This is a genomic window from Stenotrophomonas maltophilia group sp. vghtpe118 (assembly GCF_052605195.1).
In genome coordinates this window covers 1,653,104-1,675,634 of sequence record NZ_CP199672.1, presented here as the reverse complement: position 1 = coordinate 1,675,634, position 22,531 = coordinate 1,653,104, and the positions used below count along the sequence as shown (strand labels likewise).

At 67.7% G+C, this 22,531-nt stretch carries 19 protein-coding genes and 1 riboswitch; of the genes, 8 read left to right on the top strand and 11 right to left on the bottom strand.

Translation table 11 applies throughout. From position 1 onward, the window contains the following. Nucleotides 1–224: 224 nt before the first annotated feature. Entirely contained in the window at nt 225–1,073 is an 849-nt protein-coding gene (locus ACUDTM_RS07820) for an XOO1806 family protein (protein WP_061478882.1), read from the bottom strand. Nucleotides 1,074–1,189: 116 nt separating this feature from the next. Further along, nucleotides 1,190–2,083: an Hsp33 family molecular chaperone HslO gene (gene hslO, locus ACUDTM_RS07815; RefSeq protein WP_072168563.1), complete on the bottom strand. Its 894-nt coding sequence runs from the start codon at nt 2,081–2,083 to the stop codon at nt 1,190–1,192. Between the two features lie 77 nt (nt 2,084–2,160). Between hslO and mtgA the strand changes: the two genes are divergently transcribed. From mtgA to ACUDTM_RS07800, 3 genes are all read left to right on the top strand, one after another. After that, nucleotides 2,161–2,910 (top strand): monofunctional biosynthetic peptidoglycan transglycosylase, encoded by a 750-nt coding sequence (gene mtgA, locus ACUDTM_RS07810; protein WP_072168564.1) that lies wholly within the window; start codon nt 2,161–2,163, stop codon nt 2,908–2,910. Nucleotides 2,911–2,971: 61 nt separating this feature from the next. After that, a complete protein-coding gene (locus ACUDTM_RS07805) occupies nt 2,972–3,991 on the top strand; it encodes a glycosyltransferase family 2 protein (RefSeq protein WP_072168565.1) in 1,020 nt (339 codons plus the stop codon). Next, entirely contained in the window at nt 3,951–4,382 is a 432-nt protein-coding gene (locus tag ACUDTM_RS07800; protein ID WP_005418405.1) for a CBS domain-containing protein, read from the top strand. Before ACUDTM_RS07805 ends, ACUDTM_RS07800 begins: the two co-directional genes overlap by 41 nt. A 491-nt stretch (nt 4,383–4,873) precedes the next feature. Here the strand turns inward: ACUDTM_RS07800 and ACUDTM_RS07795 are convergent, their stop codons facing one another. The 4 genes from ACUDTM_RS07795 to ACUDTM_RS07780 all read right to left on the bottom strand — a co-directional run bounded on the left by ACUDTM_RS07795 (nt 4,874) and on the right by ACUDTM_RS07780 (nt 10,283). Next, the gene (locus ACUDTM_RS07795) at nt 4,874–6,847 is read right to left on the bottom strand and encodes an AsmA family protein (protein ID WP_445391241.1); all 1,974 of its coding nucleotides are present in this window, start codon (nt 6,845–6,847) and stop codon (nt 4,874–4,876) included. An 82-nt stretch (nt 6,848–6,929) separates the two neighbouring features. Further along, nucleotides 6,930–7,568 carry a PAQR family membrane homeostasis protein TrhA gene (gene trhA, locus ACUDTM_RS07790; protein WP_005418403.1) on the bottom strand — a complete coding sequence of 213 codons (639 nt, stop codon included), beginning with the start codon at nt 7,566–7,568 and terminating at the stop codon, nt 6,930–6,932. Between the two features lie 159 nt (nt 7,569–7,727). Continuing rightward, nucleotides 7,728–9,332 (bottom strand): peptide chain release factor 3, encoded by a 1,605-nt coding sequence (locus tag ACUDTM_RS07785; RefSeq protein ID WP_049415910.1) that lies wholly within the window; start codon nt 9,330–9,332, stop codon nt 7,728–7,730. A 66-nt stretch (nt 9,333–9,398) separates the two neighbouring features. Next, nucleotides 9,399–10,283 (bottom strand): M23 family metallopeptidase, encoded by an 885-nt coding sequence (locus ACUDTM_RS07780; RefSeq protein ID WP_252744515.1) that lies wholly within the window; start codon nt 10,281–10,283, stop codon nt 9,399–9,401. A 147-nt stretch (nt 10,284–10,430) separates the two neighbouring features. Then, nucleotides 10,431–10,549, top strand: a riboswitch (SAM riboswitch). A gap of 76 nt (nt 10,550–10,625) precedes the next feature. On the opposite strand from ACUDTM_RS07780, the gene metX reads away from it, so the two are divergent. Genes metX through ACUDTM_RS07765 form a run of 3 tightly spaced genes read left to right on the top strand, consistent with a single transcriptional unit; the run spans nt 10,626 to nt 13,953 of the window. Next, nucleotides 10,626–11,657 (top strand): homoserine O-succinyltransferase MetX, encoded by a 1,032-nt coding sequence (gene metX, locus ACUDTM_RS07775; RefSeq protein ID WP_353080228.1) that lies wholly within the window; start codon nt 10,626–10,628, stop codon nt 11,655–11,657. Beyond that, nucleotides 11,654–12,889: an O-succinylhomoserine (thiol)-lyase gene (locus ACUDTM_RS07770; RefSeq protein WP_088496803.1), complete on the top strand. Its 1,236-nt coding sequence runs from the start codon at nt 11,654–11,656 to the stop codon at nt 12,887–12,889. Before metX ends, ACUDTM_RS07770 begins: the two co-directional genes overlap by 4 nt. Then, on the top strand, nt 12,886–13,953 hold the full coding sequence (locus tag ACUDTM_RS07765) for a homoserine dehydrogenase (RefSeq protein WP_088496804.1): 1,068 nt from the start codon (nt 12,886–12,888) through the stop codon (nt 13,951–13,953). The genes ACUDTM_RS07770 and ACUDTM_RS07765 overlap by 4 nt, the downstream gene beginning before the upstream one ends. A gap of 107 nt (nt 13,954–14,060) precedes the next feature. On the opposite strand, the gene ACUDTM_RS07760 is transcribed toward ACUDTM_RS07765, so the two are convergent. Then, nucleotides 14,061–15,056, bottom strand: a complete 996-nt coding sequence (locus tag ACUDTM_RS07760; protein ID WP_072168570.1) for an alpha/beta fold hydrolase — start codon at nt 15,054–15,056, stop codon at nt 14,061–14,063. Between the two features lie 127 nt (nt 15,057–15,183). Continuing rightward, nucleotides 15,184–16,566: an L-serine ammonia-lyase gene (locus ACUDTM_RS07755; RefSeq protein ID WP_049415888.1), complete on the bottom strand. Its 1,383-nt coding sequence runs from the start codon at nt 16,564–16,566 to the stop codon at nt 15,184–15,186. 100 nt (nt 16,567–16,666) lie between these two features. Between ACUDTM_RS07755 and ACUDTM_RS07750 the strand changes: the two genes are divergently transcribed. Next, the gene (locus ACUDTM_RS07750; RefSeq protein WP_111200768.1) at nt 16,667–16,897 is read left to right on the top strand and encodes a glutaredoxin family protein; all 231 of its coding nucleotides are present in this window, start codon (nt 16,667–16,669) and stop codon (nt 16,895–16,897) included. Nucleotides 16,898–16,968: 71 nt separating this feature from the next. On the opposite strand, the gene ACUDTM_RS07745 is transcribed toward ACUDTM_RS07750, so the two are convergent. Genes ACUDTM_RS07745 through ACUDTM_RS07735 form a run of 3 tightly spaced genes read right to left on the bottom strand, consistent with a single transcriptional unit; the run spans nt 16,969 to nt 18,760 of the window. Then, nucleotides 16,969–17,541 (bottom strand): YceI family protein, encoded by a 573-nt coding sequence (locus ACUDTM_RS07745; RefSeq protein ID WP_445391240.1) that lies wholly within the window; start codon nt 17,539–17,541, stop codon nt 16,969–16,971. A gap of 3 nt (nt 17,542–17,544) precedes the next feature. Continuing rightward, entirely contained in the window at nt 17,545–18,117 is a 573-nt protein-coding gene (locus ACUDTM_RS07740) for a cytochrome b (protein WP_005410672.1), read from the bottom strand. A gap of 10 nt (nt 18,118–18,127) precedes the next feature. Then, nucleotides 18,128–18,760: a YceI family protein gene (locus tag ACUDTM_RS07735; RefSeq protein ID WP_445391239.1), complete on the bottom strand. Its 633-nt coding sequence runs from the start codon at nt 18,758–18,760 to the stop codon at nt 18,128–18,130. Nucleotides 18,761–18,924: 164 nt separating this feature from the next. On the opposite strand from ACUDTM_RS07735, the gene ACUDTM_RS07730 reads away from it, so the two are divergent. Continuing rightward, complete coding sequence (locus ACUDTM_RS07730; RefSeq protein ID WP_353761586.1) at nt 18,925–22,467, top strand: hybrid sensor histidine kinase/response regulator; 3,543 nt, start codon at nt 18,925–18,927, stop codon at nt 22,465–22,467. Nucleotides 22,468–22,531 lie beyond the last annotated feature (64 nt).

The following is a 22,531-nucleotide window of genomic DNA, read 5'->3' as shown; positions in this document are numbered from 1 at the left end:
AAGCGCTTTTCCCAGCCCAATCAACGGGTTGCCGGTATGGTCATGCTGATCTGCCTCGTTTGTTAACACAGAATGATGAAAAAAGTTTCGATTGATATGTATCCCAATATGTCGATACGCTCTACGGTCGATACCGCTCATGCGAGTGCGAGGCAGGCACGCAGATGCAAAAAGGCGCCTTTCGGCGCCTTCGGGAATATCGTTGCTGAACCTGATTGAGGGGATCAGAGATCCTGTTCGTAACGCACGTACGGCACGGTGCCGTCGTCGTTGCTTTCGTTGCGCGGGGAGAATGGATTCTTGCCGCGGCTGATCACGTTCTCGGCGCCGACGGTCAGCTGGCCAGACCACGGGGTACGCCAGGTCAGGCCGATGCCCAGGCCTTCGAACTTGCCGGGCTTCCCCGGCACGTCGACCACGCGGCCGATGATGCTGCCGGTGAAGTTGCCGTAACCGGCACCGATGCTCAGGCTCTTGCTGTCCCAGCGATCGACGATGGCCGGCGAAGCGTCGGCCAGCGGTACCAGGCGTGCCTTGGCGTAGGTACCGGCGATGGAGACGAAGCCTTCGCGGCCAATGTTCTTCTGCGCGAACACGGTCAGATCGTTCTGCTCGGCGCGAAGCGAGGGCGTCTTGTTCGGGCCCGACAACCAGGCGGGCAGGGTTTCACGGCCGGTGCCGGCGGTGATGCCCAAGCGGCTGTTGCCCCGGTTCAACGCGGCGGTACCACTGAAACGACGGCTGTTCAGATCATCCTCGTCGCCCAGGCTGGCCAGCATGCAATGGCTGGCCAGGCCGCTGATGCTGGTGCCGCTGCTGCTGTTGCAGAGCAGGCCCAGCGAATCGCCGGAGGACAGGCCAAAGGCCGCGTCCAGCGAATTGCGGCCGAAATGCCAGCGGGCGCCGGCTGCCTGTTCGCCGGTCGGCTCCAGGTACAGCAGCGCCTCGACCTTGCCGCTGCCCTTGTTCCATACCGGCAACACGGTGCGGGTGTCCTTGCTCTGCGCATGCACGCCCGTGATCGCGCCAAGGGCGATCAGCAGGGCCAGCGGTAGACGCAGGAAGGTACGCATCGGACCAGTTCAGACAGGGACGGACAACGGAAGTTCCCGCGGGGACGGGAACTCGATCCTAGGGTGTTTATGAATTCTTAACAAGCCTTGATCCTCCCCAGGTACAAGACTGCCGTTTACTGAAGTCGTTCAGGCGCCGCTACAGCCCCCTGGGCGCCGTGGAACAGTATGCCGAACTCCGTCAATGGAAAGTGATACTCACGCCCGCAGAATTCGCAACGCACCTCGACGGCGCCGGTGGCCTCGGCGGCCGCGCGGGCTTCGTCCTCGCCCAATGACTGCAGCATGCCAGCCACCCGCTCGCGCGAGCAGGAGCAGGCGAAGGACAGCGGCTTGTCGCCCAGCAGTTCCGGCCGCTCCTCGTGGAACAGGCGGTGCAGCAGCTGCTCGGCCGGGGTCGCCAGCAGTTCGGCCTTGCCCAGGGTTTCGAACAGGGCGCTGGCGCGGGCCCAGCCATCTTCGTCGCCTTCGTCGCCCGGCAGCTTCTGCAGCAGCAGACCGGCGGCACCGTTGCGGTCGGCGGCCAGCAGCAGGCGGGTCGGCAGCTGCTCCGACTGGCGGAAGTAGTCCTCGAAGGCCTCGTCCAGTTCCGGCGCAGTCAGCGCGACCAGGCTCTGGTAGCGCTGCGGCTCGCGCGGGTCCAGGCCGGGGTTCTCGATGGTGATGGCGAGGATTGCGTCATCACCGAGGCGGGACAGGTCACGCGGTGCGTCGCCACCCTCGCTGAGCTGGGCGATACCGCGCAGGGTGCCGACGGCGGTGCATTCGGCGAACAGGGTGCGCAGCGCGGTGCTGCTGCGCAGCTGCACCGACAGGCGCCCGTCGATCTTGGTGTGGCCGGTGAACAGCGCCGAGGCGACGCAGGCCTCGCCAAGCAGTTCGGCAGCGGCGTCCGGGTAGGCGGCATGGGACAGGATTTCCTGCCAGGTGGCCTGCAGGTGCACATGCACGCCACGCACGCCGGCGTCGGGGAGCAGGAAACGGATCAGGGAATCGGGGTTGGCGGTCATCGGCTCACATCGCGCGTAAACGGGGGCGGTTGCCGGATAATGCGCCGACAACCAGACAGAAGAAGGATGCACCAGTAATGGGGGCAGCGGGAGAGCAGCACAAGGTAGAGGCCGTGGTCGCCGCGCCGCGCCGGCGACGCTGGCGCTGGAAGCGGCTGCTGTGGCTGCCGGTGCTGCTGGCCGCCTTCAGCTGCCTGCAGGTGCTGGTGCTGCGGTTCATCGACCCGCCGGTGTCCATGGTGATGCTGTGGCGCTATGGCGAGGCGCTGGGCGAGGCCGACTGGTCCTATCGGCTGCATTACCAGTGGCGCGACCTCGGCCAGATGGCACCAAGCCTGCCGATCTCGCTGGTGGCGGCCGAGGACCAGCGCTTCCCCGACCACAACGGCTTCGACCTGCAGGCCATCGAAAAGGCGCGCGACCACAACGCCAGGGGCGGGCGCCTGCGCGGCGCCAGCACGATCAGCCAGCAGGTGGCCAAGAACCTGTTCCTGTGGCAGGGCCGCAGCTGGATCCGCAAGGGCCTGGAAGTCTGGTACACGGTGCTGATCGAGGCGCTGTGGCCAAAGGAGCGGATCCTGGAGATGTACGCCAACATTGCCGAATTCGGTGATGGCGTGTATGGCGCGCAAGCGGCAGCACAGAAATTCTGGGGCAAGGACGCGGCCCGGCTGAGTCCGGCCGAGAGCGCGCGCCTGGCCGCGGTGTTGCCGGCACCGCGTCGCTACAACGCGGCAAAACCTGGGCCGTATGTGCAGCGGCGGGCCGCGTGGATCCAACGCCAGGCGCGCCAGCTGGGTGGTGCGTCCTATCTGTCGGAGGACTGAGCCCGGCGCTGCAATTGGCAGGCGACGGGCCGGGCGCGTGCCGGCAACGTATAATCCGGGCATGACCCGCGAACGGCTTACCTTCGTCATCGCCGCCTACAACGAGGCCCTGGCACTGCCGCTGCTGCATCCACGGCTGTGCGCGGTGCTCGACGGCATGCCCGACATCGACGGTCACATCCTCTATGTGGACGACGGCAGCCATGACGGTACCTGGGACGTGATCGCCGGGCTGGCCCAGGCCGATGCACGCGTATCGGCGCTGAAGCTGTCGCGCAACTTCGGCAAGGAAGCGGCGCTGACCGCCGGCCTGGATCTGGTGCACGAGGGTGCGGCGATGATCCTCGATGCCGATGGCCAGGACCCGCCGGAGCTGGTGCCGCAGTTCGTTGCGCGCTGGCGCGAAGGGCATGACAACGTCTACGGCACGCGCATGGCCCGCGATGGCGAGGCCTGGATCAAGCGCGCCACGGCAGCGATGTTCTATCGGGTGATGGGCCGCCTGTCGCGGACACCGATTCCGGCCGATACCGGGGACTTCCGCCTGCTGTCACCGCGCGCGCTGAACGCCCTGCGCGGGATGCGCGAGCGCCACCGCTTCATGAAGGGACTTTTCAGCTGGGTGGGATTCAAGCGGATCGCCGTGACCTACCACCGCCACGCGCGTGTGGCCGGCACCAGCAAGTTCAGCCTGTGGCGGCTGTGGAATTTCGCCCTCGAAGGCATCACCGGGTTCTCGACCGTGCCGTTGCGGGCGGCGACCTACCTCGGGCTGGCAACCGCGGCCGTCGCTTTCGTGTTCGGCCTGTGGGTGATCGTGAAGGCGGCGCTGTATGGCGACCGGGTGGCGGGCTGGCCGACGATGATGGCGGTGATCCTGTTTCTGGGCGGCGTGCAGCTGATCGCGCTTGGCCTGATCGGCGAGTACCTGGGGCGGCTGTACGAGGAGTCCAAGCAGCGGCCGTTGTACCTGGTTGACGCCTGGCTAGCATCGTCCGTGGCAGACTCGGTCCCGCAACCCACCCTGGGAGGGCAGGCAGATGACCACGGTACGGCAACTGTTGGACGGCAAGTCTCCTGAAGTACATGCGGTCGCGCCGGATGCGGCGGTGATCGATGCGATCCGGTTGATGGCGGAAAAGGGCATCGGTGCGGTGCTGGTGATGGACGGCCCGCGGCTGGTGGGAATCCTGTCCGAGCGTGATTACGCGCGCAAGATCGTGTTGCGTGATCGCTCTTCGCGCGATACGGCGGTGGCAGAGATCATGACGTCGCAGGTGGTGACGGTGTCGCCGGGCGAGCAGGTGGAGCATTGCCTGCAGTTGGTGACCGATTATCGCATCCGCCATCTGCCGGTCGTGGAGGGCGCGCAGGTGCTGGGGGTGATCTCCATCGGCGACCTGGTGAAGTCGGTGATCGATGCGCAGCGGCGGGAGCTGGATCAACTGCAGCAGTACATCGTTGCCGGGTGAGGGTGTCGCTGGCGGGCCTGCGGCCCGCCGGCCCGCTTTTCGAAGCTCAAAGCCACAGCCAAAGCCAAAGCAGCGCCTTCCTGATACGTTGCGAGGCGGAGGGTGCGGCTGGGCAGGACACGCCGTAAACCCATCCATGGGGGCTCGATCGGCGCATCCATGCGCCTCACGGTCCTGCCCAGCCGCACCCTCCGCCTCTGGACACGTTCCTGTGAGTGCGGTGCGCACATGCGCTATGGCTCGCTTTTGGTAGCCGCCAACCTTGGTTGGCAACAGCTTTTGACTTTGCTTTCTTCTTTTGACTTTGAATTTCGCTCTAGTTCCGCGCGCGCAGGAAACTGTCCGGAGCCGGAGCAAGGCGGCAGGCAGGACCGTGAGGCGCATGGATGCGCCGACCGAGCCTACAGGGACGTATTTACGGCGTGTCCTGCCTGTCGCCCTGCTCCGGCTCTACGCGCGGGAAAAGAGGCGCCGCGAACAACGCTGTAAACCTACTTCGCATACTGCCCACCGCAGTCGGCATCCTTGCCCGGCCCCAGCTCGATCGTCGCCAGCAGCGCCGCCGGCGGGGCGATGCTGCCCAGTGCCAGGGCCACCGCACCGCGGATGCCCAGCGCTTTGAAGTCGGGGCGGAACGACGGGTCCTTGAACGTGCCGGCAACGTGCAGCGGCGAGCGCAGTACCAGGATGCTCCTGACCTTGGGGCGCGGCTTCAACAGCAGGTCCAGGGTTTCGTCGCGCAGGCTGACGGTGCCTTCGCCGATGAGGATCGTGTCGGTGGTGTCCACCGCCAGTGCCTGGCTGGTCATCAGGCCGTCGCGCACACCGAAGTCGGCGAAGGCGCAGCGCAGGGGAATCTGCTTGTCGCCGGTCACCAGGAACTTCAGCGATTCGGTGATATCCAGGCCGGCCAGCTCCATCACCAGGTTGCCGACGTGGCCACGGCCCATCGCCAGGCCGACCTTGCCGCTGCTGCTGCCGAGCATCGCGGCGATCGAATTGCCGCGGCCACTCAGGTCCACCTCACCGCCGATGCCGCCCTTGGCCTGTTCGGCCAGCTTGGCATCGGGGAACAGCTGGCCCAGCTGAACGCCGCGCACGCTCGCCTTCAGCGCAGTGCTGATCTGCGGCTGGCGTGCGTCCATGCGGATGGTGCTGCGGATATCGCCGCCGGCGACGCCGAAGTTCAGCGGGGCCAGCCGCAGCACCCCGTCATCCAGCAGCAGATGGGCGTCCATGTCGTCCAATGGCAATGACGGTGCGTTGATGCGGTGGGCCTTCCAGCGCACATCGGCATCCATCGCACGCAGCTTGCCGAGGTTGTAGGGCGTGTCCGGAAGCACGCGCGCGCGCGCGGCCACCCGTGCGGCCTCGGCCTTCTGCTCCGCATTGGCGGTTTCGCCGCCGCCGGTCTTCGGCGGCGCGCCGACGAAGCCGGCCAGGTCATCGAAGTCCAGGCGCTTGGATTCCAGCGTCGCGGTCAGCCGCGGACGGTCGCGGCCCACCTCGAACTGAAGACTGCCACCGAGGTCGCTGTCGCCCACCTTGCCGGTGAAACCGTCGTAACGCCAGACGTCGTGGTCGCGCTTCAGGCGTCCGTTCAGCGCGTAGGGCGGGGACGGCGGAATGGCGATGCCGAGCAATGGGTAGAGATCGGCCAGGTCCTGGCCACTGAGTGCGAACTGCAGGTCGAACACGCGCAGCTGGAACGGATTGGTCAGCGTGCCGCTGGCCACCGCGTGGGTGGCGCCGGCGCGGCCGTCGAGGTGGATGCGGAACGGGTGGTCGCTGTTGGTCAGTTCCAGCGGCGATTCGGTTCCGCCCTGCAGGGTGAACGCATTGCCCTGCCAGTGGCCCTTGCCCTGCACCAGCAGCGGCGGCGAGGCATCTGCCTGCTTCGGCTGGCCGCTGCGCACGCCCACGCGGATGTCGGTACGGCCCGGTGCGTCGAGGAACTGCAGCCGGCCGTCGTCGACGCGCAGGCGCTTGAGCTGCGGGCTGGTGCCGCCAGCGCTGTCACCGAGGAAGTCCCAGTTGCCCGGCTCGCCCTGGCGTGGGGCGGTTTCCAGCAGCACGTCCGGTCGGGTCAGGCGTACTTCCGGCAGCTGCACGCTGCCGCGCAGCAGGGGCCACACGCGCACGTCGATCTCGACGCGGTCGGCCGTGGCCATGTTCGGCTGCTTCGCCCAACCGGCATTGGCGAAGGTGATCGCATCGGCACGGATGGTGCTGGTCCGGCCGAGGTCGACATCCAGATGGCCGATGTGCAGTGCACGGCCGGTACGGGCCTGCACGGCGCGCTCGACAGGGCCTTTGAACCAGTTCCAGTCCCACAGTGCGATCAGTACCAGGATCGCCGCGAGCAGGAAGATCAGCAGCGTCAACCAGCGCCGGCCTCGCGGGCCGGGGCGGCCCAGGCGCCAGCGGTTCGTGCGCTTTGTGGCAGGGGAGGCGGCGGCATTCACGCTGCCATGGTTGCCCCCTCATCGTGGACGGGGCGCGAAGCGTCCATGTGCGCGGCGTGCACGCGCCACGCACGGGCCGGTGCTACAGCACCTGCATGGTGACCGCGACGAAGTGGCAGACGCTGCCACCGATGACGAACAGGTGCCAGATCGCATGCGAATAGGGAATCGATTCGCGGTGGTAGAAATAGGTGCCCAGCGTGTAGGACAGGCCGCCGGCCAGCAGCCAGCCCAGCGTCCAGCCGTCGATCGAGGCCAGCATCGGCTTGACCGCCACGATCACCAGCCAGCCCATGGCCACGTAGATGGCAGTGGACAGGCGCTTGAAGCGACCGGTGTAGAACAGCTTGAACACCACGCCGGCCAGGGCCAGGGTCCAGATCGCGGCGAACAGGCCCCAGCCCCACGGGCCGCGCAGGCCGATCAGGGTGAATGGGGTATAGGTGCCGGCGATCAGTACGTAGATCGCACAGTGGTCGAACACTTTGAGCCGGCCCTTGGCGACCGGGTGCTGGATGGCGTGGTACAGGGTGGACGCGGTGTACAGCAGCAGCAGCGCGATGCCGAACACGATGGCGCCGGCCAGCTGCCAGCCATCGCTGTAGATCGCGGCCAGGGTGATCAGCACCGCACCGGCGCCCAGGGCGAGCACGGCACCGAGGCCGTGGGTCAGGGCGCTGGCGATTTCTTCGCGGATCGAAGCAACGGAAGTCGTGGACATGGCGTAGGCATCGTTCGCGGGGAGGGGGACCCGCACCCCTCTATCATCGCCGCGATGGGCGGCACGTGCACGCCCGTCACCGTATGGTGGGTGAATCCCTGCGTTGCGACGGCGGGGTCAGAGCCCTTTCCTTGCGGAAAGGGATCCGACCCCGTGGCATCAGCCTGCCGAAACGGTGTGCGCCGCTTCGCGTGTGGCCGAGAAACGCACATCCGGCGAGCGTTCCTGGGCCAGCTGCAGGTTGACCCGGGTCGGAGCGAGGTAGACCAGGTGACCGGCCGCATCCAGCGCCAGGTTGAGCGCATTCTTCTCGCGGAACTCTTCCAGCTTCTTCTCGTTGCTGCAGTGGACCCAGCGCGCAGTGGTCACGCTGACCGGCTCGAAGGTGGCTTCCACACCGTACTCGTCCTTCAGGCGGTAGGCCGCCACGTCGAACTGCAGCACGCCGACGGCACCCAGGATCAGGTCGTTGCTGGTCAGCGGGCGGAAGAACTGGGTCGCGCCTTCCTCGGACAGCTGGGCCAGGCCCTTCTGCAGCTGCTTGAGCTTGAGCGGATCACGCAGGCGTGCGCGGCGGAACAGTTCCGGGGCGAAGTTGGGAATGCCGGTGAAGGTCACCGCTTCGCCTTCGGTGAAGGTATCGCCGATGGAGATGGTGCCGTGGTTGTGGATGCCGATCACGTCGCCGGGCCACGCTTCGGCCGCGATCTCGCGGTCGCTGGCCATGAAGGTCAGCGCGTTGGCCAGCTTCATTTCCTTGCCGGTGCGCACGTGGAAGGTCTTCATGCCGGCGCTGAAACGGCCCGAACAGACCCGCATGAATGCCACGCGGTCACGGTGCTGCGGGTCCATGTTGGCCTGGATCTTGAACACGAAGCCGGTCAGCTTGTTCTCTTCCGGTGCGATTTCGCGGCCGGTGGTGGTTCGCGCCTGCGGCGACGGCGCATGCTCGACGAAGAAGTCCAGCAGCGGCTGCACGCCGAAGTTGTTCACGCCCGAGCCGAAGAACACCGGGGTCTGCTTGCCGGCGCGGTAAGCGTCCAGATCGAACGGATGGCTGGCGCCCTGCACCAGTTCCAGTTCGTCGCGCAGGTCGGCCAGCATCTGCGCACCGATCTTCTCGGCCAGGCCGGGCGCATCGATGGATGGGAAGATGGTCGAGTCCTGGCGGGTGAAGTTGCGACCCGGTTCGTACAGGTGCACTTCGCCGGTCAGCAGGTGAACCACGCCCTTCAGGCGCTGGCCCATGCCGATCGGCCAGGTGACCGGCGCGCACTGGATGCCGAGCACGGTCTCCACTTCATCCAGCAGCTCGATCGGGTCCTTGCCCTCGCGGTCGAGCTTGTTGATGAAGGTCATGATCGGGGTGTCGCGCAGGCGGCACACCTCCATCAGCTTGATGGTGCGCTCTTCCACGCCCTTGGCCACGTCGATCACCATCAGCGCCGAGTCCACTGCGGTCAGCACGCGGTAGGTGTCCTCGCCGAAGTCGGCGTGACCAGGGGTGTCAAGCAGGTTGACGATCTTGCCTTCGTACGGGAACTGCATCACCGAGGAGGTGACGGAGATGCCGCGCTCCTTTTCCAGCGCCATCCAGTCGGAGGTGGCGTGGCGGGCGGCCTTGCGGCCCTTGACCGAACCGGCCATCTGGATCGCGCCTCCGAACAGCAGCAGCTTTTCGGTCAGCGTGGTCTTGCCGGCGTCAGGGTGGGAAATGATGGCGAAGGTGCGGCGACGCGACGCTTCGTTGGCGACTTCGGACATGGCAGTGGCGCCCGCCCGGGGCGCTTTTCAAAGAGATAAGCGCCCGATTATACCGGCCGGGGCCGGTCAGCGCCCGATACCGCCGTCGGCCTCGCTGTGGCGGGCGAACTGCAGCTGGCCCTGCCCGGCGAAGATGCGCACCGGCACCGAGCGCAGGCCCATGCCGCGGTTGACCTGCACCACGAAGTGCAGGTGCGGCGCAGTGCTGTAGCCGCTGTTGCCGGACAGGCCGATCGGTTGCCCGGCTCCCACCGCTTGGCCGCGGCGCACGCGCATGCCGCCGGCCTGGAGGTGGCCGTACAGGGCCATGCTGCCGTCGCTGTGCAGCACGCGGATGAAATTGGCACGGGCACCATCGCGCTCGCGGTCCTGGCCGTTGCCACGGAAGCCATCCTGGATCTGCATCACCGTGCCCTCGCGCGCGGCCAGCACCAGGGTGCCCTCCGGCAGTGCGAAGTCGACCGCGTCGCGGTTCTCCTCGTCGTCATGGCTGAATCGCCCCTGCGGTGCCTGGTCTACACGCAGGCGGGCCGCATCGAACGGCAGGCGATAGCCGACATCTTCGGCCTGTGCGGCCGGGTTGCCCGGCACCGACTGCAGGCGCAGATCCAGCATGCGGCCATCGATCGGGGCGGGCAGGTGGCCGACCACCAGGCTGCTGTCGCCCTGGATCAGCGACTCGACCGGGAGGCCTTCGACCGGGTGTCCGGGGGCGGCGCGCAGCTGGATCTGCAGCGGCCCTGCCAGCCCGTTGTCGATCCGCGCCTGCCATTGCGTACCGACCGGCTGCAGGCGCAACCGGGCCATGGGGACGGCGCCCTCGGCACTGCCTGCGCGGGTGGCAGGGGCGGAAGGGGGAGCCAGTCCCCAGCCCTGGCGCCAGTCGCCGGCGTATGCGGTCGCGCTCGCCAGCAGAGGCAACAGCAGGCAGGACAGGGGCAGGCGCGGCATCGGCGTTTCCAGCAAGAGGACCGCCGGGACTGTACCCGATCCTGAACGGGGCGACCGGGACGGCCCTCGCAGAGTGATCCTGGAAATATCTATCGCTTTATCCGCATGAAGGGATTGACAGTGCCGGAAAGGGCTGGCATCGTGGCTCCACCATCGAGACCGGCAGAGGGACAGGCCCTTTGAAGCCGGGGCAGCCCGCAGGCGCGCAAGCGTCTGCGTAGGTGCCAAATCCTGCGGGGACCGTGGCGTCCACCGAAAGATGGTTCGAACCATGCACCCCACGTGCATATCGAACGCGGGCCCGCGAAGGCTCGATGGCCGATTCCCCAACCGGATCCCGCCATGAGCTTCGCTTCCAGTACCGCCATTCGCCCCGAACCCTTTGTCCCCGTCAGCGTGCCGGTCGCAGACCGCGTGCACGCGGAGCGCGGTGAGTTCGCCGCGGTGCTGTCGATGCGCCATGCAGGCCCCAGCCCGGTGCGCCTGCGCTATGAGTGGGTGGGCCCGGCCAACGCACCGGTGGTGGTGCTGGCCGGTGGCATTTCCGCCCATCGCCACGTGGCGTCCAATGCACAGTTCAGCGAGAAGGGCTGGGCCGAAGCGCTTGTGGGTAGCGGCCGCGCGCTCGACCCGCAGCAGCTGCGCGTGCTGGCCTTCGATTTCATCGGTGCCGACGGTGCACTGGATGTGCCGATCGATACTGCCGACCAGGCCGATGCGCTGGCGCTGTTGCTGGACCATCTCGGCATCCGCACGCTGAAGGCCTTCGTCGGCTATTCGTATGGCGCGCTGGTCGGCCAGCAGTTCGCGATCCGTCACCGCGCCCGCGTGCGCCAGCTGGTGCTGGCCAGCGGCGCGCACCGCCCGCATCCCTATGCCGCCGCGTGGCGCGCGCTGCAGCGCCGCGCGGTTGCGCTGGGCCAGCTGCAGTGCGGCGAAGACCACGGCCTGGCCCTGGCCAGGCAGTTCGCCATGCTCAGCTACCGCACCCCGGAAGAATTCGGCGAGCGCTTCGACGCCGCGCCGGAGGTCATCAATGGCCGCGTGCGCGTGGCCGCCGAAGACTACCTCGACGCCGCCGGCGCGCAGTACGTCGCGCGCACGCCGGTGACCGCCTACCTGCGCCTGTCCGAATCGATCGACCTGCACCGTGTCGACCCCGCCGCGATCCTGCCACCGACCGTGGTGGTCGCCGTGGAGGGCGACCGCCTGGTGCCGCTGGCCGACCTGGTCGGCCTGGTCGAAGGGCTGGGCCCGCGCGGCAGCCTGCGCGTGCTGCGTTCGCCCTATGGCCACGACGCCTTCCTCAAAGAAACCGATCGCATCGACGCGATCCTCGCCACCGCCTTCCGCACCTCTGGAGAGTCCGCATGAGCCTGCACGCCAACGAGCCGTCCTGTAGTCGCACCACTGCCGCCGTCCGTGCGGGCATCGATCGGGACACCGCGCATGGCGCGGTCACACCGCCGATCGTGCTGTCGTCGAACTTCAGCTTCGACGGCTTCGGCAACAAGCGCCAGTACGACTACACGCGCAGTGGCAACCCGACCCGCGACCTGCTGGGTGAGGCGCTGGCGGAACTGGAAGGCGGCGTCGGTGGTGTGGTCACCGCCACCGGCATGGGCGCGATCAACCTGGTGCTGAACGCACTGCTGCAGCCGGGCGATACCCTGGTGGTGCCGCACGATGCGTACGGCGGCAGCTGGCGCCTGTTCAATGCGCTGGCCAGGAAGGGCCACTTTGAACTGGTCACCGCCGACCTGACCGATCCGCGTGCACTGGCGCAGGCGTTGGCCACCCAGCCGAAGCTGGTGCTGGTGGAAACGCCGTCCAACCCTCTGCTGCGCATCACCGACCTGCGCTTCGTCATCGATGCCGCGCACAAGGCCGGCGCTCTCGTGGTGGTCGACAACACGTTCCTGTCGCCAGCGCTGCAGCAACCGCTGTCGTTCGGTGCGGACCTGGTGCTGCATTCCACCACGAAGTACATCAACGGCCACAGCGATGTGGTAGGCGGGGCAGTGGTCGCGCGTGATCCGGCACTGCACGAGCAGCTGGTGTGGTGGGGCAACGCGCTGGGCCTGACGGGTTCACCGTTCGATGCCTTCCTGACGCTGCGTGGCCTGCGCACGCTGGATGCGCGCCTGCGCGTGCACCAGGAAAATACCGCCTCGATCGTCGCCCTGCTGGACCAGCATCCGGCGGTCGGCACGGTGTACTACCCGGGCCTGGCCGAACATCCCGGCCATGCCATCGCCGCACGCCAGCAGAACGGCTTCGGTGCGATGCTGTCGTTCGAGCTTGCGCACTGCGCCGGTGAAGATCCGCACGCGGCAGTGCGCGCATTCGTGGATGGCCTGCGCTGCTTCACCCTGGCCGAATCGCTGGGCGGCGTCGAAAGCCTGATCGCCCATCCGGCGACCATGACCCATGCGGCGATGACCCCAGAAGCACGTGCCGCCGCTGGCATCAGCGAAGGGCTGCTGCGCCTGTCGGTCGGCATCGAGGCCGAGCGCGACCTGCTGGCCGATCTCGGTGCCGCGCTGCAGCGCGCCGAAGTCGTGATCGATGCGGCCGCACGCCGCAAACAGGTGGTGGATGCATGAGCGCGCTCGCCGCCGACATTCCTGCGCTGGGCGTGGGACGCCTGGCGCTGCTGGGCACTGGCACGGTCGGCTCGGCCTTCGTGCAGCGTTACCAGGCATTGCGGGCGCGTGGGCTGGAACTGCCCAGCGTGCAGTGGCTGGCCAATTCACGCACTGCGCTGGAGATCGATCGTGACCTGGTGCTGCCGCTGGAGCTGGCGCGACGTGCGCCACGCGATGGCCAGAGTTCGCCGGCGTGGGCCAGCACCGAAGGGCTGGAGCGTGGCGATGTGGTGGTCGATGCCACCGCCAGCGAAGACGTGGCCGCACGTCACGTGCAGTGGCTGGCGCGCGGCGTGCATGTGGTGACCGCCAACAAGCTGGGCCGTGGTGCGCAGCTCGCACGCGCGCAGGCGATTGCCGAAAGCTGCGCAGACAGTGGTGCGCGCTATGGCGACAGCGCCACCGTCGGCGCGGGCCTGCCGCTGCTGAGCAGCCTGCGCGCGCTGGTGGCCGGTGGCGATCACATCCATGCCATCGAGGGTGTGCTGTCCGGTTCGCTGGCGTGGCTGTTCCATCGTTACGACGGCCAGTCGCCGTTCTCGGCGGCGGTGCGCGAAGCGTTGGCGGCCGGCTACACCGAGCCCGATCCGCGCCTGGATCTGTCCGGCGAAGACGTGCGGCGCAAGCTGCTGATCCTGGCCCGCAGCAGCGGGCTGGCGCTGGATGCTTCGCAGGTGCAGGTGGATTCACTGGTACCTGAAACGCTGGCCGCGTTGCCGCTGGAGGGCGCAGTGGCTGCGCTGGAGCAGCTGGATGCGCCGTTGCAGGCGCGTTGGCAGCAGGCACGCAAAAACGGCCGCGTGTTGCGTTTCGTTGGCCGTGTTGACGGTGAGGGTGCGCAGGTGGGCCTGCGCGAGCTGCCGGCTGATCACCCGTTGGCGCAGGGTGCGGGGACCGACAACCGCGTCGCCATCCACAGTGATCGCTACCGTCGCCAGCCGCTGTTGATTCAAGGCCCGGGTGCGGGCGCGGAAGTCACCGCCGCCGCGTTGCTGGATGACGTGCTGCGGATCGTCGGCTGATCGCACAGTTCTTGTAGAGCCGAGCCCATGCTCGGCTGCTACTGGCGAGATCCCCTCCTGCTGGATGAGCCGAGCATGGGCTCGGCTCTACAGGGGCGCCCTGCCGGTCAGCGTGACTTCAAGGACTTCAGCAACGCGGCGTTGAACTGCTTCGGGTCCTGCACCTGCGGCGAATGGCCCAGTTCGGCGAACTCGACCAGCGTGGCGCCGGGAATCGTCGCGGCCGCGGACTTGCCGAGCACCGAATAGTTGCCCAGCGTCGCCTTCACCGCAGGCGGCGCCAGGTCGCGGCCGATCGCGGTGCGGTCCTTCTGGCCGATGAACAACGTAGTCGGCACCTGCAGGTTCTTCAGTTCGTAGACCACCGGCTGGTTGAACACCATGTCCGAGGCCAGCGCCTGGCTCCATGCGACGGCCTGCTTGCCGGGCCCTTCGTACATGCCTGACTGCATCCGCGCCCAGGGTTCGTAGGCCGGCTTCCATTTGCCGTCGTAGTACACATCCAGCTGGTAGCGGCGGATGCTGTCGTAGCTGATGTTCATTTCACCGGCATACCACGCGTCCACGCTGCGCCATGGCACGCCCAGCGCCTTCCAGTCTTCCAGTCCGATCGGGTTGACCAGCGATAGGCTGCGCAGGTCCTGCGGGTACATCAGCGCGTAGCGCACCGCCAGCATGCCGCCCATCGAATGTCCGACCAGGTGCACTGGCACGTCGCCCAGTTGCAGCTGCTGCAGCAGGGCATGGGTGTTGGCTGCCAGCTGTGCGAACGTGTACTGGTAGCGCTCGGGCTTGCTGGATTTGCAGAAGCCGACCTGGTCCGGAGCGATCACCCGGTAGCCGGCGGCAACCAGCGGCTTGATCGATTCCTTCCAGGTGGCCGCACAGAAGTTCTTGCCATGCAGCAGCACCACCACGCCGATCGGAGTCTTCTTCGGTGCGATGTCCAGGTAGGCCATCTCCAGCGGCTGCCGCTGCGATTCCAGCGCGAAGGTCTTCACCGGATAGCCGTAGTCGAAGCCCTCCAGGCGCGGCCCGTAGCTGGGCGCGGCCAGGGCAGGCAGCGGAAGGCAGGCAAGCAGGGCAGCAGCGATCACGCGCATGGGGCAATCCGGGATGGGGGAGCCCCGAGCCTAACCGGAACGCGGTGATGGTGTCGTCCGATGTAGAGCCGGGGCCACCCCCGGCTGCTCCTGCCCCATCAGCCGGGCAGGTGCCCGGCTCTACAACTCAGCACTCGATGACGTTCACTGCCAGGCCACCGCGGCTGGTTTCCTTGTACTTGTCCTGCATGTCGCGGCCGGTATCGCGCATGGTCTTGATCACCTTGTCCAGCGACACCTTGTGCTTGCCGTCGCCACGCATCGCCATGCGCGAGGCATTGATCGCCTTCACCGCGCCCATCGCGTTGCGTTCGATGCAGGGGATCTGCACCAGGCCACCGATCGGGTCGCAGGTCAGGCCCAGGTTGTGTTCCATGCCGATTTCTGCGGCGTTCTCGATCTGGCTGGGGTTGCCACCCAGTGCCGCGACCAGGCCGCCGGCCGCCATCGAGCAGGCCACGCCAACCTCGCCCTGGCAGCCCACTTCGGCGCCGGAAATCGAGGCGTTTTCCTTGTAGAGGATGCCGATCGCCGCCGAGGTCAGCAGGAAGTCGAACACGCGCTGTTCGTTCGCGCCCGGGCAGAAGCGGTCGAAGTAGTGCAGCACCGCCGGCAGCACACCGGCCGCACCGTTGGTCGGCGCGGTCACCACACGGCCACCGGCCGCGTTCTCCTCGTTCACGGCCAGCGCGTACAGGTTGACCCAGTCCAGCGTGGTCAGCGGGTCGCGCATCGCCGCTTCCGGCTTCGACGACAGCTCGCGGTACAGCGCCGGTGCACGACGGCCCACCTTCAGGCCACCCGGCAGCACGCCTTCCTCGCGGATGCCGCGCGCCACGCACGACTGCATCGCACTCCAGATCTCGCGCAGCTGCGCGCGGATCTCGTCTTCGCTGCGCCAGCACTTCTCGTTCTCGAACATCAGCTGGGCAATGCTCAGGCCGCTGCGCGCGGTCTGCGCCAGCAGCTCATCGCCGCTCTTGAAGGGGTAGGGCAGCGGGGTCTCGTCGGGCACGATGCGATCATCGGCCGCGTCGTCCTGGTTGACCACGAAGCCGCCGCCCACCGAGTAGTAGTCGCGGGTGGCGATCACTTCGTCGTCGGCGTTGTAGGCAGTGAAGCGCATGCCGTTGGTGTGGTAGGGCAGCTTCTGGCGCTTGTTCATGCCGAGGTCGCGCTTCTCGTCGAAGGCGATCTCGTGCTGGCCCATCAGCTGGATGCGCTTGCTGCTGCGGATGCGCTCCAGCGTGGCCGGAATGATGTCCGGGTCGATCAGGTTCGGCCGCTGGCCTTCCAGGCCCAGCAGGATCGCCTTGTCGGTGCCGTGGCCGCGGCCGGTCAGTGCCAGCGAGCCATAGACATCGGCGCGGATGCGCGCGACCTCGTGCAGGCGGCCCGGGTCGAGCAGCCAGCGATGGATGAATCGCTCGGCGGCCTTCATCGGCCCGACGGTGTGCGAGGAACTCGGGCCAATGCCGATCTTGAAAACGTCGAACGTGCTGACAGCCATGGTTGCCGTACTGCGGGTACCGGAAGAGATCGCTATTCTAGCGGTTCACGCCGCACTTCCATGGCTGCGGCGCAGCATTTCCGCCACGGGAGCCCGGCCGGTGTTGACCCTTATCCAACGTGACGATTGCCACCTGTGCGACATGGCCCTGGCCGAGCTGGCCAGGGCACGGGCGCCGGAGTTCGAATCGGTGTTCCTGGACGACCAGCCGGCGCTGGAAGCGCGCTATGGCACGCGGGTGCCTGTGCTGCGTGACGAGCGCGGCGACCGCGAGCTGGACTGGCCGTTCGACGCCGCCACGGTTCGGGCGTGGTTGGCCGTCGATCGGTAGTGCCGGCCGCTGGCCGGCAACCCCTCTGTTCCCGGTGATGCCGGCCAGCGGCCGGCACTACCAGATGCGGTTTATTTCGCGTCGAACTTCACGATCGTGCTGATCGCGGTTTCGTCCGGGATGGTCTTGGTGTCGGCCCAGTCACCGCCGCCGACGCCGAAGTCCAGGCGCTTGACCGTGGCCTTGCCGGTCAGCACCGGTTGGGTGCCCGGCTTCCAGGTGAAGGTCAGCGTGACCGGCTTGCTGACGCCGCGCAGCTCCAGTGTGCCATCGGCGGCGAACTGGTCGTTGCCCACCGCGCGGAAGCCCTTGGCGGTGTAGCGTGCGGTGGCGAACTTGCCAACATTGAAGAAGTCGGCACCCTGCAGGGTCGAATCGCGGTCGCTGTTGCCGCTCTTGGCACCGGCCAGCGGGATCACCACGTCCAGCGAGCCGGCGGCCGGGTTGGCCGGGTCGAAGCTGAGCTTGGTGGCGAAGCCCGGGAAGCTGCCGGTGAACACTTCGCCGTCGTACTTGGTGGCGAACACCAGGATCGAACCGGCGCCGGGAGCCTGCGCGTAATCGGCAGCGAGTGCCGGAGCGGTGGCCAGCATGCCGGCCAGGGCGGCGGCCAAGGCGGCCGGAGTGGTCAGTTTCAGGTTCATCGGTCAGTCCTTCTGAGGGGAGGCGAGCCAGCCGCGCGGCAACATGCGGGACAGCGTTGCATCGCGTTGGAACAGGTGGTGGTAGAAGGCAGCGCCGGCATGGGCCAGCACCACCGCGATCAACAGCCAGAAGCCGTATTCGTGGATGGCATGCGATACCGCGACAACCTGCGGGTCGGGACCGCTCAGCTTGGGCACGTCGACCAGGCCGAACCAGCGGAACGGGCGCAGGCCGCTGGCCGAGTCGTACAGCCAGCCCGACAGCGGGATGGCGAACATCAGCACGTACAGCAGCACGTGGGTGGCACTGGCGATGCGCTCCTGCCAGCTGGGCACGCCCGGCACCGGCTTCGGTGCACCGGCGTACAGGCGCCAGCCCAGGCGGAACAGCACCAGCGCCAGCACGGTGATGCCGATCGACTTGTGCGCGGTGTAGACCCAGAAGTACTTCGGGGTCTTGGGCAGTTCACCCATGGTCAGGCCGACCACGCCCAGGGCGAGGATCAGCAGTGCGATCAACCAATGCAGGATCTGGCTGACACTCCCCCAGGCGGCGGGGGTGTTCTTGGCGGTCATGAGGGGTCCTCTAGCGGGCCGTCTTGGGGTCGGAGTGCGGAACGGGAGCGGGAGTTCCCGGGGCGTCGCTGCGGTCGAGGGTGGCTTCAGCCTCGATCCTCAGCTGTACTGCATCACCGATGACGCCCGGCCAGGCGGTGATGCCGAACGCGCGCCGGCTCAGCGTGGTGCTGGCGGAAAAACCGGCGGTGCGTCGGAACGGGGGAAGCGGGTAGCGCTTGATGGCGTTGAGGGTCACATCCAGCGTGACTTCCTGGCTGACCCCGCGCAGGGTCAGCGTGCCGGTCACGCGCGCGCGCCTGGCATCGATCGGCTCGACCTTGGTGGAGACGAATCGCGCGGTCGGGAAACGCTCGCCGTCGAGCAGGCTCCGGGCCAACGTGGCCTGGTTCCACTTGGCATCACCAAGGTCCAGTCGCGACACCGGGATATCCACTTCCACGGTGGCGTCGCGCCAGTTGTCGGGATCGAACCGCACGCGCCCCTCGCTGCCCGATACCGTGCCCATGGCCTGCGAGTAGCCTGCGTGGTCGATCGAGAACAGCACCCGCGTGTGCACCGGATCGAGGCGATAGGTGTCAGCGGCCGCCCAGGCAGGGGCGGTGGCGAGCAGCATCGGCAGCAGGGCCAGACAGGGACGCATCGATGGCGGGCTCCGGAAGGGGACGCTGCGATCATACGCACAGCCCCCTGCCAACGTTGCGTGCATGGGTGCAACAGTTCGTGGTGGTGCCGCCGCTGGAAACAGGCTGTTGCAGCCATGACCCCGGCCCTGTGTGACAATCGGCGCAGGACAGGGGGTTCAGGATGACGAGCGGCTGGCGCCTGTGGTGCCGTGGCATCGCAGGTATGGGACTGCTGCTGGTGGCGATGGCCACGGCGGCTGCGACCCTGCACATGGCAGAAACACCACGCCTGCGCCGCTTCGGTGCCGCCGAAGGCTTGCCGTCTCGCATGGTGGTGGCGCTGGCCGAGGATCGCCAGGGCCACGTATGGGCCGCCACCGATGGTGGACTCGCCCGCTATGACGGCAACAGCCTGCGGGTCTGGGAGCACGACCCGGAACAGCCGGGCTCGTTGCCAGGCAACGAGATCGAGACCCTGCTGATCGACCCGCTGGACCGGGTCTGGGTGGGCATCAATGGCAAGGGCGTGGCACGCCTGGATGCCGACCGCGAACGCTTCCAGACCTTCGATACGGTCAATTCCACCTGCCAGGGGCAGTTCTGGGCACTGGCCTATGTCGACGACGCCTTGTGGATCGGGACCAACAACCATGGCGTCTGCCGTTTCGGCGAAGACGGCAGCGTGCGCCTCTACACCCATGATCCCGCGCGCCCGGGTGGCCTGCCCAGCAACAGCATCTTCACCAGCCTGGTCGACGCGCGGGGCCGCCTGTGGGTCGGCACCGAAGCCGGTGTGGCGCGTTGGAACGGCAGCGGCTTCGAGCCGGTCGCCGCGCGGGAACTGGGTAGGCTGAGCGTGCTCCGGTTGAGCCGTGATGCAGACGGTTCGATCTGGGTAGGCAGCCAGAACGATGGCCTCTACCGCATCGATGGGCAGGACCGGGTCAGTCGCCCGCGATGGGCCGACAGTGCCCAGCTGCGGTCGGCCCTGGTCCTGGCCGATCGCCAGGGGGGCTACTGGGCGGGTACCTCCGATGGCCTGTTGCGAGGGGATGCGGCGGCGTTGCGCCGCCTGGAGGGGGACCGCGGCAGCGGCTTCCTGACCGCGCACAGCGGTGTGCTTGACCTGCTGCAGGACCACGAGGGCGGATTGTGGGTGGCGTTGCTGACCCAGGGCCTGGCCTATCTGCCACCGGACTGGCGGCGCTTCTCGATCTGGAACCAGCTCGACGGCAAGCCCCTGGACAGCCAGTACCTGTTGAGCGCGGCCAGCGATGGGAAGAACTACTACGTCGGCTCGGCGCGAGGGGTGTACCAGCTCGATGCGCAGGGCACCCTGCGTCTGCTGGCCAGCGACCGGCAGCTCGGCAACGGCGTGGTGTGGTCGGTGCTGCCGCGCCCGGATGGTCGCCTGTGGCTGGGACGCGGCGGCCGCATCACCGTCTACGATCCGGCCACCGGCGCATTGCGTGACCTGCGGATCGATGGCAGTGCCGACCTGCGCCAGCGCATCGACCTGATGCGGCAGGCCCCTGATGGCACGGTGTGGGTGTCGGTGATGGGCCTGGACCTGCAGCAGCGCGATGCAGAGGGCCGGCTGCTGCACAGTCATCCGCTGGAACATTTCCGCGGGACGGCCGATGCGCCGATCGAGCAGATCCGCTTCGACGCCCAAGGCCGGCCCTGGGTGATGGGCGACATGGGCATCTGGCGTGAGCAGGCCGGACGCTTCGAGGCAGTGCCCGGCGTGTCGCGCGGCCCGATCTACGATCTGGTATGGATCGATCCGCAGCAGTTGTGGCTGGCGCGCCAAGGCGCCTTCGAGCGCTACCAGTGGGATGGCATGAGCCTGCGCCTGATCCAGCGCATCGACGGCAGTGCGGGCGTGCCGCCGGTGACCATGGGGGGGCTGGCGCTGGCCGACAATGGCCAGCTCTGGGCCACGACGCCGCGCGGCCTGCTGCGGTGGGACCCGAAGACGCGGCGCCTGCAACAGTTCAACGAACGCGATGGCCTGTCCGATGCCGAGTTCACCGGTCGGCCACCTGCGGTGAATGCCGATGGCCGCGTGTTGGCGGTTACCCAGACCGGCCTGGTCGCCTTTGATGTGAATGCCGACGACACCGTGCTGCCGCCTTCATCGCTGGTGATCGCCGAAGTGCGTGTGCGGCGCGACGACGCACGCGGCTGGCAACCGTTGCCGCTTACTGGCACCCTGCTGCTGGGACCGGACGACCGCGATCTGCAGATCGATGCGCGGCTGCTGTCCTATGCCAGCCCGCAGGGCAACCGGTACCGCTTCCGCGTGCAGGGTTACGACCAGGACTGGGTGGAGCAGGGGGGCGATGGCCAGCGCACCCTGTCGCGGCTGCCGACCGGCCGCTATGTCATCGAGGTGCAGGCTGCGACTGCCCGGGGCACGTGGACGCCTTCGCAGCAGTTGCAGGTGAAGGTGCTGCCGCCGTGGTGGCGCAGCGGCATGGCGATATTCGGCTACATCCTGCTGGGGTCGTTGCTGCTGGTGGTTCTGGTCTGGTCGATCCGCGCGCGGTTGCGCCGCCGCCAGCAATGGCAGCTGACGGTGCACAAGCAGCAGCTGGCCGAGCAGGCCTCGCAGGCCAAGAGCCGTTTCCTGGCCACGCTGGGCCACGAAGTCCGCACGCCGATGACCGGCGTGCTGGGCATGAGCGAACTGCTGCTGGCGACCCCGCTGGATCCGGTGCAGCGCGGCTACGCCGGGTCCATCCAGCAGGCCGGCAGCCATCTGCTGCGGCTGGTCAACGATGCCCTGGACCTGGCCCGGATCGAAGCCGGGCGGCTGGAGCTGGACCTGCGCCCGTTCGATCTGGGGGAGCTGCTGGACCAGGTGCAGGGCCTGATGCAGCCGATGGCGCAGCAACGCCAGCTGGTGTTCCAGCGCGGCGAAGACCCGCCCGGGCCGATCAGTGTCAGTGGCGACGAGATGCGCGTGCGCCAGATCCTGCTGAACCTGCTCGGCAACGCGATCAAATTCACCGAGCGCGGCCACGTCGGCCTGGCCGTACGCCTGGAAGAAAAGGGCGGCCTGTGTTTCGAAGTCCATGACAGCGGCCCGGGCATCAACGCCGAGCAGCAGCAGCGCCTGTTCCATCGTTTCGAACAGGCCGACGGCCCGCGTACCGCGTCGCGCTACGGCGGCAGTGGCCTGGGGTTGGCGATCTGCCAGGAACTGGCGGTGGCGATGGGGGGGCGCATCGAAGTGGACAGCCAGCCTGGCAAGGGCGCGCGGTTCCGCGTGCGCCTGCCCCTGCCCTGGACGCGCCAGGCCGCCAACAGTGCGGGCGACGTGGCGGCCCTGCCGGAACTGCCGCCGCTGCGCATCCTGCTGGTCGAGGACGATGCCACGGTGGCCGAGGTCATCGCCGGCCTGCTGCGCGTGCGCGGGCATGAGGTGGTCCACGTGCTGCATGGCCTGGGCGCGCTGTCGGAGATCGCCACCGATGGTTTCGACGTCGGCCTGCTCGATCTCGATCTGCCCGCGCTGGATGGTACGGCCATCGCCCGCCAGCTGCGCACCATGGGCTATGAACTGCCGCTGGTGGCGGTGACCGCCCGTTCCGATGCCTATGCCGAAACCCAGGTGCTGGCCGCAGGCTTCGATGGCTTCCTGCGCAAGCCGGTGACCGGCGACCTGCTGGTGACGGCCATCGCCCAGGCGCGTGCGAAACGACAGGCGACCGCGTGACGACGCCGACGCCGGGCGTGAACGGCGCGACTTTCGGTTTACCATGCCGACGCCCGCTGCGCGG

Excerpts from the sequence above, each read along its gene's own strand:
- ACUDTM_RS07785 (WP_049415910.1), bottom strand. The coding sequence starts at position 9,332 with ATGTCCGAAGTCGCCAACGAAGCGTCGCGTCGCCGCACCTTCGCCATC.
- ACUDTM_RS07800 (WP_005418405.1), top strand. The coding sequence starts at position 3,951 with ATGACCACGGTACGGCAACTGTTGGACGGCAAGTCTCCTGAAGTACAT.
- ACUDTM_RS07765 (WP_088496804.1), top strand. The coding sequence starts at position 12,886 with ATGAGCGCGCTCGCCGCCGACATTCCTGCGCTGGGCGTGGGACGCCTG.
- ACUDTM_RS07820 (WP_061478882.1), bottom strand. The coding sequence starts at position 1,073 with ATGCGTACCTTCCTGCGTCTACCGCTGGCCCTGCTGATCGCCCTTGGC.
- mtgA (WP_072168564.1), top strand. The coding sequence starts at position 2,161 with ATGGGGGCAGCGGGAGAGCAGCACAAGGTAGAGGCCGTGGTCGCCGCG.
- ACUDTM_RS07780 (WP_252744515.1), bottom strand. The coding sequence starts at position 10,283 with ATGCCGCGCCTGCCCCTGTCCTGCCTGCTGTTGCCTCTGCTGGCGAGC.
- ACUDTM_RS07760 (WP_072168570.1), bottom strand. The coding sequence starts at position 15,056 with ATGCGCGTGATCGCTGCTGCCCTGCTTGCCTGCCTTCCGCTGCCTGCC.
- hslO (WP_072168563.1), bottom strand. The coding sequence starts at position 2,083 with ATGACCGCCAACCCCGATTCCCTGATCCGTTTCCTGCTCCCCGACGCC.
- ACUDTM_RS07770 (WP_088496803.1), top strand. The coding sequence starts at position 11,654 with ATGAGCCTGCACGCCAACGAGCCGTCCTGTAGTCGCACCACTGCCGCC.
- ACUDTM_RS07805 (WP_072168565.1), top strand. The coding sequence starts at position 2,972 with ATGACCCGCGAACGGCTTACCTTCGTCATCGCCGCCTACAACGAGGCC.
- ACUDTM_RS07730 (WP_353761586.1), top strand. The coding sequence starts at position 18,925 with ATGACGAGCGGCTGGCGCCTGTGGTGCCGTGGCATCGCAGGTATGGGA.
- ACUDTM_RS07740 (WP_005410672.1), bottom strand. The coding sequence starts at position 18,117 with ATGACCGCCAAGAACACCCCCGCCGCCTGGGGGAGTGTCAGCCAGATC.
- trhA (WP_005418403.1), bottom strand. The coding sequence starts at position 7,568 with ATGTCCACGACTTCCGTTGCTTCGATCCGCGAAGAAATCGCCAGCGCC.
- metX (WP_353080228.1), top strand. The coding sequence starts at position 10,626 with ATGAGCTTCGCTTCCAGTACCGCCATTCGCCCCGAACCCTTTGTCCCC.
- ACUDTM_RS07735 (WP_445391239.1), bottom strand. The coding sequence starts at position 18,760 with ATGCGTCCCTGTCTGGCCCTGCTGCCGATGCTGCTCGCCACCGCCCCT.
- ACUDTM_RS07755 (WP_049415888.1), bottom strand. The coding sequence starts at position 16,566 with ATGGCTGTCAGCACGTTCGACGTTTTCAAGATCGGCATTGGCCCGAGT.
- ACUDTM_RS07745 (WP_445391240.1), bottom strand. The coding sequence starts at position 17,541 with ATGAACCTGAAACTGACCACTCCGGCCGCCTTGGCCGCCGCCCTGGCC.